At 68.4% G+C, this 11671-nt stretch carries 10 protein-coding genes and 1 pseudogene; 6 read left to right on the forward strand and 5 right to left on the reverse strand.

Translation table 11 applies throughout. The annotated features are described in order from the left end of the window. Positions 1-34: 34 nt before the first annotated feature. Complete coding sequence (gene pgfA, locus ACH46_RS19175; protein ID WP_062394380.1) at positions 35-1117, forward strand: cell envelope lipid trafficking protein PgfA; 1083 nt, start codon at positions 35-37, stop codon at positions 1115-1117. Between the two features lie 11 nt (positions 1118-1128). Here the strand turns inward: pgfA and ACH46_RS19180 are convergent, their stop codons facing one another. Further along, entirely contained in the window at positions 1129-2331 is a 1203-nt protein-coding gene (locus ACH46_RS19180) for an MATE family efflux transporter (protein WP_062395654.1), read from the reverse strand. Between the two features lie 78 nt (positions 2332-2409). Here ACH46_RS19180 and ACH46_RS19185 point away from each other — a divergent pair, with 78 nt between their 5' ends. Together ACH46_RS19185 and ACH46_RS19190 are read left to right on the forward strand one after the other, a co-directional pair. Beyond that, positions 2410-3324 (forward strand): HpcH/HpaI aldolase/citrate lyase family protein, encoded by a 915-nt coding sequence (locus ACH46_RS19185; RefSeq protein WP_062394382.1) that lies wholly within the window; start codon positions 2410-2412, stop codon positions 3322-3324. Between the two features lie 7 nt (positions 3325-3331). Beyond that, positions 3332-4999, forward strand: coding sequence for an MmpA family trehalose lipid delivery protein (locus ACH46_RS19190; RefSeq protein ID WP_226995689.1), 1668 nt, complete (start codon positions 3332-3334; stop codon positions 4997-4999). Here the strand turns inward: ACH46_RS19190 and ACH46_RS19195 are convergent. Both ACH46_RS19195 and ACH46_RS19200 read right to left on the reverse strand, forming a co-directional pair. Continuing rightward, positions 4966-5994 (reverse strand): ABC transporter substrate-binding protein, encoded by a 1029-nt coding sequence (locus ACH46_RS19195; RefSeq protein WP_157851101.1) that lies wholly within the window; start codon positions 5992-5994, stop codon positions 4966-4968. The two genes, ACH46_RS19190 and ACH46_RS19195, sit on opposite strands and share 34 nt — an antisense overlap. A gap of 23 nt (positions 5995-6017) precedes the next feature. Then, positions 6018-6920: pseudogene (locus ACH46_RS19200) on the reverse strand (beta-keto acid cleavage family enzyme); the annotation flags it as partial. Positions 6921-7090: 170 nt separating this feature from the next. On the opposite strand from ACH46_RS19200, the gene ACH46_RS19205 reads away from it, so the two are divergent. After that, positions 7091-7912 carry an AraC family transcriptional regulator gene (locus ACH46_RS19205; protein WP_236995138.1) on the forward strand — a complete coding sequence of 274 codons (822 nt, stop codon included), beginning with the start codon at positions 7091-7093 and terminating at the stop codon, positions 7910-7912. Between the two features lie 281 nt (positions 7913-8193). Beyond that, positions 8194-8835: a ScbR family autoregulator-binding transcription factor gene (locus ACH46_RS19210; RefSeq protein ID WP_062394390.1), complete on the forward strand. Its 642-nt coding sequence runs from the start codon at positions 8194-8196 to the stop codon at positions 8833-8835. 45 nt (positions 8836-8880) lie between these two features. On the opposite strand, the gene ACH46_RS19215 is transcribed toward ACH46_RS19210, so the two are convergent. Next, positions 8881-10104, reverse strand: a complete 1224-nt coding sequence (locus ACH46_RS19215; RefSeq protein ID WP_226995655.1) for an ISAs1 family transposase — start codon at positions 10102-10104, stop codon at positions 8881-8883. 64 nt (positions 10105-10168) lie between these two features. Then, entirely contained in the window at positions 10169-10447 is a 279-nt protein-coding gene (locus ACH46_RS19220) for a hypothetical protein (protein ID WP_062394392.1), read from the reverse strand. 165 nt (positions 10448-10612) lie between these two features. Between ACH46_RS19220 and ACH46_RS19225 the strand changes: the two genes are divergently transcribed. Beyond that, on the forward strand, positions 10613-11632 hold the full coding sequence (locus ACH46_RS19225) for an IS30 family transposase (protein ID WP_193392986.1): 1020 nt from the start codon (positions 10613-10615) through the stop codon (positions 11630-11632). Positions 11633-11671 lie beyond the last annotated feature (39 nt).

Below are 11671 nucleotides of genomic sequence, written 5' to 3' on the forward strand. Positions count from 1 at the left end.
CGCGTCCGCGACGTCGACACATACAGTCGGTGCCATGTCCGAACGCACCCCCGCCGACGCCCCGCGCTGGTCGGCTCGGGATCTGCTGGCGCCGACAGCCTTCTTCCTCGGTGCACTCCTGATCGCGGCGGCGGTCGCGATGGGCCCGATGATCGGGTCCGGCCTCCAGAAGGTGCCGCTGAGCATCGACCAGACGTCAGTGGCCGACGGCTCCGACGGCAGCACGGTCCTGGACCGCTGCTCCCTCGACGCCCCGGCCGCGACCGTTCTCGAGGCGCACCTGCAGCAACGACGTCGGGTGGTGGCGGTGCGCCCGGCCGACTCCGACGTGGTGACCCTGCAGGCCGGGACCGCGCTCGGTGTCGACTCGTACCTGGTGGACGGCAAGCGCGTCGACGCCGACAAGGTCTGCAAAGAGGAGACGCTCACCGCGATCATCGACCGGGTGACGCTCGATCGCCGGACCGCGGAGCCGCACGGACTCTCCAGCGTTCAGTACGACGACGCTCGCGCCGCCGTCCCGGTCCCGGATCGCCGCGGCCGCACCTACGTCTTCCCGTTCGGCTTCGACGCCGCCGGCGACTACTTCGATCCGGTCACCAGGCAGACTCTGCCGTTGCAGAACACGGGCGAATCGCAGGTCGACGGTCGGACCGTCGCCCGCCTGCGGACGCTGGTCCCGGACACCGATCTCGGAGCGCTCGGCACGGACCCGCGCGGGGTGATCGTGAGGCCCGCCTCGTGGTTCGGCCGGTTCCCCGGGGTCGCGCCGACCACCGAGCTCACCGCGTCGCTGCATCATCGCGCGACCGTCGACCTGTTCGTCGACACCGCCACCGGCGTCATCGTCGATCAACGCGTCGAGATCCACGAGGAATATCGCTTCACCGATCAGACCGCGCGCAGCGATCGCAGCCTCGTCGACTACCGCCTCACCAACCTGAACACCGTCCTGACCGGCGACCGCCGAACCCGGACCGACGGCGCCGACGCCGCCCGCAGCCGAGCGCGGCCGGTGCGGTGGACCACGGTGATCGGACCCATCGGGCTGGGCGTGCTCGGCGTGTCAGTGCTGGTCGGCGGCGTGATCGTCGTGCGGCGGTCGACCGCGGGTTAGGTCGTGTTGGATCAACGGGGGCCGCGCGACGACGACAGCCAGCCCCACGTCGCCGCCACCTGGCATGCGGCAGCGACCGCCGCGACGGCGACCAGACCGATCACCGAGTCGACGACGGTGAGGATCACGACCACTTCCACCCCCAGGACGGCGAGGGCGGGCAGAGCGCCGCGCGCCCGGTTGCGCGCGATCGCGGCGAGGAGCATCAACTGCAGCACCGCGACCAGCGATCCGGTCAGCGCGAACGCCCACATCAGACCGGCGACGTCGCGGTAGTCCTCGGAGATCACGACCGGCACCAGCGGTCCGCCGACCGCGGCGAGCACCGTCAAGACGGCTCCGATTCCGGCGAGGACCGCCGCGGCTCGACGCAGCGCGGCCGCCGAGCGGACGGGATCGGCGAGTCGCGGATAGGCGACGACGCCGATGGCCTGCGGCAGCCAGAACGCGGCCTTGGTGGCGACGGCGCCGAGGGCGTACACGCCGGCGTCGGCGGGCGAGAGCACCGCGCGCGAGAGGAGCAGGTCCACCGAGACCGCGACGATCATCACGAACTGCACCCCGGAGGCGGCGAGGACGGCGGACACCGATACCTCCAGATCGCGGAGACCGTCGCCGCGATACGGCCCGCGGACCGCGACCGCGCCGACCAGGAGCGCCGCCACCACCGTGCCGAGGGTGCCGACCGCGAGGGCACCGGTCGCATCGGACCCGGCCAGCACAGCGACGATCACCGGCACCGACCGCAGCACGCCGACCGCAGCGAGAACCGCGCCGAGCAATCGGAACCGCCCGGCACCCTGCAGGAATCCCTGCCCGCCGGCGATCACCGCGAGCGGCGCCGCACTGGCGAGAGCTGCCGCGGTGGGTGCCAGGTCGGTGCGGGCCAGGCCCATCATTCCGGCAGTCGCCACCACCGACAGTCCTGCGACCACGACGAAGACGATGCCGATCAGCCGCCACAGTCTGGCCGGAGACGATCCCCGGACCACCTGTCGCGCGACCACCGCCTGCAGCGCGAGCGCCGGGACGGAGGCCACCAGCATGGCGGCCCCGAGCACGGCGAACTCACCGAAGCCGTCGGGCCCCAACACCCGGCTCGCGGGCACCTGCACCGCGTAGGCCAGCACGTTCGCCAGCAGCGTTCCGACAGTGACCCATCCGACCGACGCCGCGACGGTGCCGCGACGGAGCGGCGCGGCACGGGAGAGCATGCTGACCAGTGTGCACGGAGACGCCACGATAGACTTCATCGGCAGTATCCACCCGATCGAGACGAGCGTTGACAGTCGATGTACGACACCGAACCCTTCCACGAGCCTGATCCCTCCGCCGTCGGTTCCCGAATCGACCCGGTACTGGCCCGCAGCTGGCTCTTGGTGAACGGCGCTCAGTACGACCGGTTCGACGCCGCCTCCCGCTCACGCGCCGACATCGTCATCCTCGACATCGAGGACGCCGTCGCACCGAAGGACAAGGACGCCGCCCGCGAGAACGTGGTGCGCTGGTTGGCCGACGGGCACTCCGACTGGGTGCGCATCAACGGTTTCGGCAGCCCGTGGTGGGCGGCCGACCTGGCGGCGCTGGCCGGCACGTCGATCGGCGGTATCATGCTCGCGATGGTCGAGTCGGTGGATCATGTCACCGAGACCGCCCGCCGGGTCCCGGGCGTGCCGATCGTCGCGCTGGTCGAAACGGCGCGCGGTCTGGAGCGGATCACCGAGATCGCCTCTGCGAAGGGCACGTTCCGCCTCGCGTTCGGCATCGGCGACTTCCGCCGCGACACCGGTTTCGGCGACCTGCCGTCAACCCTCGCGTACGCACGGTCGCGGTTCACCATCGCGGCGAAGGCCGCCAACCTGCCGTCGGCGATCGACGGCCCGACCATCGGTTCCAGCGCGCTGAAGCTGTCGGAGGCGACGGCCGTGAGTTCGGAGTTCGGCATGACCGGCAAGATCTGTCTGAGCCCGGATCAGTGCGGTCCGGTCAACGAGGGCCTCTCGCCGTCGCAGGACGAGATCAAGTGGGCGCGCGAGTTCTTCGCGGAGTTCGAGGCCGACGGCGGCGAGATCCGCAACGGCTCCGACCTGCCTCGCATCGCGCGCGGCACCAAGATCCTGGAGCTGGCCCGCGCCTACAAGATCGTTCCCGACGACTTCGCGGTGAACGATCACATGCCGGCCCCGACCGACACCTACCACTTCTGACCCCTTGTTGTACGCGGTCAGCGGGCTGCTCACCGCGCTGATCTGCGGGCCGATCTTCGGCGGCCATCTGCTGTTCCGCGACGCGGTCGCGGTCCCCCGGTTCTCGCTGACCGCGAGCGCTTTCGGGATCGACGGCACCGCACCGCGCGCCGTGCCGCAGGACGCTCTGCTGGCGCTCGGCTCCCGGGTGATCGACGGCGGCCTGCTGGTCGCGGGGTCGACCGCGCTCATCCTCTTCGCGGCGGGGGTCGGCTACGGCAGACTCGCCCGGAGGCTCGTCCCAGCGGCGGGCACCCCGGGCGCCGTCGCCGCCGCGACCCTCGGGATCTGGAATCCGTTCGTCGCCGAACGACTCCTGCAGGGCCACTGGAGTCTGCTGGCCGGCTACGCAGCCCTCGGCTGGGTGGTCTGCACGACGCTCGACGTTGTCGACCGCCCCGACTGGCGCACCTGGACGCTGCTCGCGGGTGTCTTCGCCGCCGGGGGCCTCACACCGACCGGTTCGCTGCTGGTCCTGGTCGCGGCCGGAACGACGGCGGTCGCGGCCCGGCTCCCCCTCCGACGCTCCGCGATCGGGTTCCTGTGCTGGCTCGTGACCGCGTCGCCGTGGCTGGTCGGCGCGGTGTTCTCGTCTGGCGTCGCGTCGTCGGGCGGCGCCGCCGCGTTCGCGCTGCGCAGCGAGCCGTGGCTCGGCCCGGTCGGTACGGCGCTGGGTCTGGGCGGTATCTGGAACGCCGACGCCGTCCCGGGCAGTCGGACCTCGCCGTGGGCGCTGGTCGCGACGCTCGCCCTGCTGACGGCGGTCGGGGTCGGAACCTGGTGGCTGCTGCGTCGCACGCCCCCCGACCGCACGATCACTGCTCTCGGCGTCCTCGCCGGCACGGCGGTAGTGCTGGTGATGCTCGCCGCGACGCCGACGGGCATCGCCGCGATGGACGCCCTCCTGGCGCACATCCCCGGCGCCGGCCTGCTGCGCGACGCGCAGAAGTACCTGGCCCTCGCCGTTCCGTTCGCGACCGTCGCGGCGGCCGCGGCGACGGTCGCGCTGCGTCGCCTGGTACCCGCCGCGTTCGCGACGGTCGCGGTGGCGGCATTGATCGTCGCTCCGCTCCCCGACCTCGCGTGGGGCGTCGGCGGAAAGATCAGGCCGGCCACGTTCCCTGCCGACTACGCCCGCGTCACCGCGCTGATCGGTGACGACCGCACCGGCGGTGACGGTGCCGTCGCCCTGTGGCCCACCGATGCGGTGCGACACCTGTCGTGGACGCGCGGCCCGTCACTGACGCCGCTCCCACGGATGCTGAACGCCCCGGTCGTCGTGTCGGGGGCCCTGACCGTCGACGGGCAGACGGTCGACGCGCCGACCGGGAGGACCGCGGAGATCGTCGGCACGCTGCTAGACGGCGGCGACCCCCGCGCCCTGGCTGGGCTGGGGGTCGGCTGGGTGGTGGTCGAGGAGGCCGATCCGCCGTCCGCTCTTGCAGCGGCGACACCGGTGTTCACCGGCGACCACCTGCGGGTCTACCGCATCGACGACGTGGAACCGCCGCCCACGCCGGGGATCACAGCGTGGGCGGCGGCGCTTCTCACGTTCGCGCTATGGATGGGCGCGATCGTCGCCGGTGCGGCAGGACGGCTCCGCTATCGCGGGTCGCCCTGGGCGCAGGGCTCATAGGTGGACTTCGCGAAGTCGGGCACGGCCGGTGCCGGTGACGCCACCAGCGGTGCCTGGGCCTCCCACGCCGACTTCTCGACCGTCGGCTTCAGACAGGCGCTCTTCAGCTTGTCCCACGACTTGGCGCCGCCCGCCGCGGTGTCACCGATCAGCTCACCGAGATGCTTGCCCATGGCCGCCGCGTTCTTCGGATCCTGCGAGAACGAGTAGGCGTCCCAGATGGCCTTGCAGTAGTTGCCCATGTCCTTGGGCCGGTTGTCGAGTGCCTGGCACGAAGCCGTGTAGTAGGCCTGGACCAGCGGCGACAGGGCGTTGCCCGACCGGCCGACGATGTCGGTGACGCGCTTGACCTGCGACGGCGGGAGATGCTCCTCCATCGTCGGGCCGTAGTACATGGCGTCGACCTTCTTGGCCTTGAACGCGGTGATCGCGGTCACGGGAGCACCGACCGCCACGAACGACACGTCGGTGGCGGGATCGAGGCCCGCCTGGGTCAGCATCTTGGAGATCCACAGTTCCATGCCGCAACCGCGCGAGGTGACACCGATGGTCTTGCCCTTCAGGGACTTCATCGTGGTGTCCGGGTTCGTCGGGTCGCCGGTGACGGGGGTGCCGGGCTGAGCGATCACCTCGAGGGTGTTGCCGAGCGTGGAACCGAGCGCCTTGACGCAGGCGCCCTTGTCGATCGTGGGCCACATGGTGCCGGGCACCATGGTGCCGATGGTGAGATCACCGGACACGACGGCCGCCGACTGAGCGGTGGTGAGCGACGGCGGCATCAGCTGAACGTTGACGCCCCGCTTCTTGAACAGGCCGGCCTTGTCCGCGACGACGGCCATCAGGTCGACGGGGACGCCCTGGGTGATGCCGACCTTGACGACCGAGCCCTCGGTGCCGGCGTCGACGCCACCGCACGCTGTCAGCGTCACTGCTGCGAGTACAGCGGTGGCCGCGCCCAACGACGCGGCCACACGACTGCCGAATCTCGTCTTCACGAGTTCTTCTCCTGGTGTCCGGATCAGGCGTGGTGGGTGAAGCCGACCTGGCCGGGCTGGCGGTTCGGCGCGAAGCCGAGCTTGGCCAGGGTCTCGTCGGCGTCGGCGTACCACTCGCCGATGCGGTAGATGTCGCGGGCTTCCTTGCCGCTGGCGACGCCGCGGCCGAGCTCGTCAGCCAAGCGAACCAGCTGCTTGATCTGATCGACTGACTTCATCTTCTGGCCCTTGGCGCCCCAGATGGTGTCCTCGTTGCCGCAGCGGGTGTGCAGACCCAGCGCGATCGCCATCGCGTTCACCGGAGCCACCGACCGCATCAGGGTCTCCAGGGTCAGGCAGGCGCCGTCCGGAACACGCTGGACGAAGTTCATGATGTTGTACGGATTCGGGCCCTCGAAACCACCGCCGATGCCGACCCACGTCAGGTTCAGCGGACCGGTGTACACCCCGCGACGGATCAGACGCTCGACGGTCTCCAGCTGCGGGATGCTCGAGAGCTGGAAGTGCGGCTGGATGCCGGCCTCCTGCAGACGACGAAGGTGCTCCTCGACCCACTGCGGGCCGGCCGGAACGGTCATCTCCCGGTAGGTCTCCGACAGTTCCGGACGCGCCAGCGAGGTGCCCGCGATGTCGTCCTCGGTCATCAACTCCATGATGTTCATCTGGCTGGTGTTGATCGCGATGGTGACCTGGTCCGGCTTCGGATCCAGCTCGGCCAGCATGTGGCGAGTGTCGTTCGAGAGCCACTTGGCGTCCGCGCCCTCGCCCTCGGGGGCGAAGGAGATCGAGCCGCCGACCTGCAAGATCATGTCCGGCACGGCCTCACGCAGACCCGAGAGCAGCTCGTTGAACTTCGACAGCCGCTTGGAGCCGTGGCCGTCCTCCTCACGAACGTGGATGTGCAGGACGGTGGCGCCGGCCTCGTAGCGCCGTTCTCAACGGCTACGTCGAGACCGCCGAATCACTCGATCTCAACCCCGACGCCCTGATGCGCGTGTCCGGGATCGACCCGGGCGCGTTCGCCTCGACGACCGGCTGAATCCCCGCACTGGCCGTCGACCGCCTCCTCGAACTGTCCGCCGACCAGGCCGGCCGTCTGGACTTCGGGCTATTGATGGCGACCGACCGCGGCCTGTCGAATCTGGGGCCGGTCGGCCTGGTGGCCCGGGAGGAACCGGACGTCCGCAGCGCCCTGGGCATCGTCCTGCGGCACCTGAACCTGCACAACGAGGCCATCGATCTCGCGATGTCGGAGGGACGAGGGCTCGCGACCGTGGAGGTCCAGGCGGCCGCCGGGATCGAACTGGGGCGGCAGTCCGTCGAACTCATCATCGCGTCGGTCCTGCACATCCTCGCGGACGTGCTGCCACCGCACTGGGCGCCGTCGGTCGTCTATCTCGCGCACCACGCACCCGAAGACACCTCGACCCACCGGCGACTGCTCGGCGAGCACGTGGTCTTCGATCACGAATTCAGCGGCATCGTCCTACCCGGCAGCGATTTGGATCAGACCAATCCCCTGTCGAATCCACAGCTGCGACCATTCGTCCAGGAGTACCTCGGACTCCTGGTGCCGGGCGCCGGCCCCACCCTGCCGGTCCAGGTGCACGACCTGATCGCAACGCTGCTGCCGACCGGCAACTTCTCGGCCGACAAGATCGCCCGCAGCCTCGGCATGGACCGACGGACCCTGCATCGGAAACTCGTCGCCACCGGGGATACGTACTCGTCGATCTTGGACGCCGTCCGTCGCGAGCATGCGAGCACCGCGATCCTCCGCGGCCACGCCTCGTTCACGGAGATAGCCGTCCACCTGGGATTCTCCGAACTGAGCGCCTTCTCCCGCTGGTTCCGCGGAGAGTTCGGTGCGAGCCCCCGGGCATGGGCCCGGAAAGCACGCGAGCAGGCCGCTCAGTGAGCCGATGAAAAACGCCAGTGCGCCACTCCCGCGATCAATCGGCGCGGGAGTCGCGCACTGGCGTCGGCATCCGACCTTCAGTCACGCCCTGAAGCACCCCTCGGCCCGTTCGGCGGAGTTCCTCCGTATCCACGCCGATGTGCAGCCTCAGTATCGTGCCCGAAAACCGGTTCACCGGTATGTAACGCTATACTCTCGAGTAACCACCCGCAAGTGGATCTCCGCAGGCAGTTGGGCCGATCAGCCGTTATTCACAAGAGAATCATCCGCAAGGGGGACCCATGGCGCAGCAGGCGAGAGCCGCTCAAACGCGTCAGCAGATCATCGTCGGTGCCGCCAAGCTGTTCAGCCGCGTCGGCTACGAACGCGCCCGGCTCAACGACATCGTGGGCGAGACCGGACTGACCCGCGGCGCCATCTACTTCCACTTCCAGTCCAAGGACGACCTCGCCAAGATCGTCGTCGACGAATTCGCGACCAAGTCCATCGAGGCCGTCGCCACGATCGCCGAGACCGGCGAGTGCGGCATGTGTCAGATCGCGATGCTGAACCGCGAGATGGGCCGCCTGCTCACCGTGGACCCGGTGGTCCGGGCCGGCATCCGCCTCGTCATCGAGTTGAATTCCGGCGAGGCGCCGGTCCCCGTCTACCTCGCCTGGATCGAGGCACTGAAGTACCTCGTGTCCCGAGGCATCGACGAAGGCGACGTCCGGCCGGGCGTGACGCCCGAGGACGGGGCCGTCTTCATCACCGAGGCCTTCGTCGGCGCGCAGGTCCTGTCGCACGCCGTGTCCGGCCTCGACGACCTTCCCGCTCGCATCGACCGGCTCACCGGCTTCCTGCTCAACGGGTTGATGCCCGACGAGCGGCTGGCCGCGCGGCCGGAGATCGGCGATGCACGGTTGGCCGCGGCACTAGGCTGAAGACCGTCGGGCCTTCACCCAGGGCTCCGGAATGTTCGCATAGGGTCAGGTCAGGACTAGTTTCATAGCTTGATCTGCGTGTTTGTGGTGGTGCCGGAGTGCTGCTGCGATGTTGGTGACGTCGGCCAGGCGTAGGAGGCTGATGGCGGTGTTGCGCAGGCTCGCCATGACCCTGGGGGCTTGTCCGGTGCGGACCTTGGAGGCGTCTTCGCCGAAGGAGACGTCGCGGACCCAGTGAAGCTTGTTCTCGATAGACCAGTGCCCGCATGTCCATTCGGCCAAAGTCTCCGGTTTCGCGTCTGTGAAGGGCGCTGAGGTGATGATGTAAACGACTTCGCAGGTGCGCTTGGCGGTCTTACGGTCGGTGGCGGTGCGGCGGATCTGCGCGACCTGCGCGGCGCCGGGGAATTCGATCCACTTCGGTGCGTCGACGACCTTGATCGTCCGCCGAACACGCCGCCCGTGCCCGGTCTGAACACTCGAGGTGGCGGGCACGGATTTCCAGTCGATGTCCTTGAGGTAGGCATGCAGCGTCGGCATGTTTCCCTTCACGGTCAGCAGGTAGTCGGCGTGGCCGTCGAGGATCGCTTGGGCGGTGGCGGTCTGGGTGTGCATCGCATCGGCGGTCACCACGGTTCCGGACAGGTCTATTGACGCGAGAAGTGTTCGGGCAGCAGGGATCTCGTTGCTTTTCATATCGGCGCACACCTGCCCGAGAACGACACCGAAGTGGTGATCGAGACCAGCGACCAGGTGTGGTGCACGGTCATCATCGGTGCGGGCCCCGCGGACGGTTTTACCGTCGATCGCGATCACCCGCCGGCGGGCGCGGATGGTGGTGCGCGCGAACATCCACGACCCTACGATCGCGTCGAGGAGATCGGTATCGAGGCGCGCGAACAGTTTCCGCCACGTCGACTCCTCCGGTGACGTATCGCCGAGACCTAGCATCGCGCGTTCGGCTGGCGAGAGCGAGGCCACCGATTGAGCGAGAGCAGCGAACGAGCGGGCACCACCGAGGGTCGCGACCACGGCCGCCGCGAGCATCGGTGCCAGCTCGAATCGGCGGCCCCGCCTCGATCGTGGATCAGACATCCCGCCCAGTGCTGAGATCAGAGATTCCAGGCGGGTCGTGTTGGCGACAGTGCTTGCGGCGGGAGAAGATGACATGCGGGAGTGGCCTTCTGGGCTGGACGGTCTTTTGGCGATTTCCATCCAAACCCAGGAGCCACTCCCGCCACAGCCGACACACCGGCCCCACGGCAACAAACTTGCAGGTCAAACCCTTACGTTCCGAACATTCCGGAGCCCTGGGCCTTCACCTCGGACGTGATCACGGTCTGCGGCCGGAGAACATCAGGTCGACTGCAACTGACAACGCCAATGTCAACAGGCTTGCCATCACGCCGAGAATGACGCCACCCCACAGTGCGCGGTTCGCTTTGACGTCGGCTGATACACGACTTCCGAACGTGTAGAACGGCTGATCGGTATAGGCGAAGTTCGTGTTGGTCTGCCAACTACCGCTCCACCGAACATTGTTGTAATAATACCAATCCGACCCGCTGGCCGAGGGCTGCGGGTAACCGACCGCGAGATCGATCCCCGCCATCCTCGAAATACTGATGAATGAATGGAGGGTTTCATGAAAGTCAGTGGCCCCTATTCCGGACCAATTCACTTGGAGAGGGCGGTGTCATACCGTCGTAGCAACACTGCAGGCCACGAGGGGTTGCGGGTGACGCGGTAGGAGAGCCTGGTGGGGTTGGGGCGGATGATGCTGACGTCGGCGGATCGGACAGAGATCGCGGTCGGACGGCGGGCCGGGATGACGATTACAGCGATCGCCGAGCAGATCGGGCGGGACAAGTCGGTGGTGTCGCGGGAGATCAAACGCAACGCCACCAAGACGGGCGCGTATCAGGTGGTGCACGCCGACACGCAGGCACGGGCGCGTCGGGCCCGTCCGCAGGTACGGGCGATCGATGCGGACTCGGTGCTCGCCGACCGGGTGCGGGCGGATCTGTCGAGATCGCGGACGCCGAGGCAGATCGCGGGACGGTTGAAACTCGAGGCCGAAGTACCCACAGTGGATCCCATGAAGGGTTCGCCGAGCGCGCAGGGGCGCCGTGTGTCGCATGAGTCGATCTATCGGTGGATTTATGCTCTGCCGAAGGGAGAGTTGGCTGCTCAGGGCATCCTGTTGCAGTCCAAGCGGACCACGCGTAAGCCGCGTAAGTCCGTTGGTGAGCGGTCGGCGCGGATTGTGGGCATGGTCAGCATCGATGACCGCCCCGAGACGGCGACCGATCGGCGAGTGCCGGGCTGGTGGGAAGGCGATCTGATCGTCGGGAAAGCTGGCCAGTCCGCCGCGGTGACCCTGGTCGAACGCACGAGCCGGTACACGCTCGTCCTGGGGCTGCCGGACGGGAAGAAGGCGCCCGGGGTCGCTGATGTGCTGATCGATCACCTGCGGGGACTACCGGAGTTCATGCGACAGGGGCTGACGTGGGATCAAGGCACCGAGATGGCCGAGCATGCCAGCGTGACCGTTGCTGCCGAGTTGCCGATCTACTTCGCCCATCCGCGTTCGCCGTGGGAGCGGCCCACCAACGAGAACACCAACGGACTGATCCGTGAGTACCTGCCGAAGGGCACCGAGATCCCGTCCGACCAGCTGTACCTGGAAGCGATCTCCCGCGAACTGAACGAACGGCCACGCCAGTGCCTGGGCTTCTACACCCCGAGGGAGGTCTTCGAACAGTTACTGAAGGAGAACGTTGCTTCGACGAGTTGACACCGCCCTCCGCTCCTGCGAATGAAGTCCAGTCATGAA

The sequence above is a fragment of the Gordonia phthalatica genome (assembly GCF_001305675.1).
Lineage (GTDB): Bacteria > Actinomycetota > Actinomycetes > Mycobacteriales > Mycobacteriaceae > Gordonia > Gordonia phthalatica.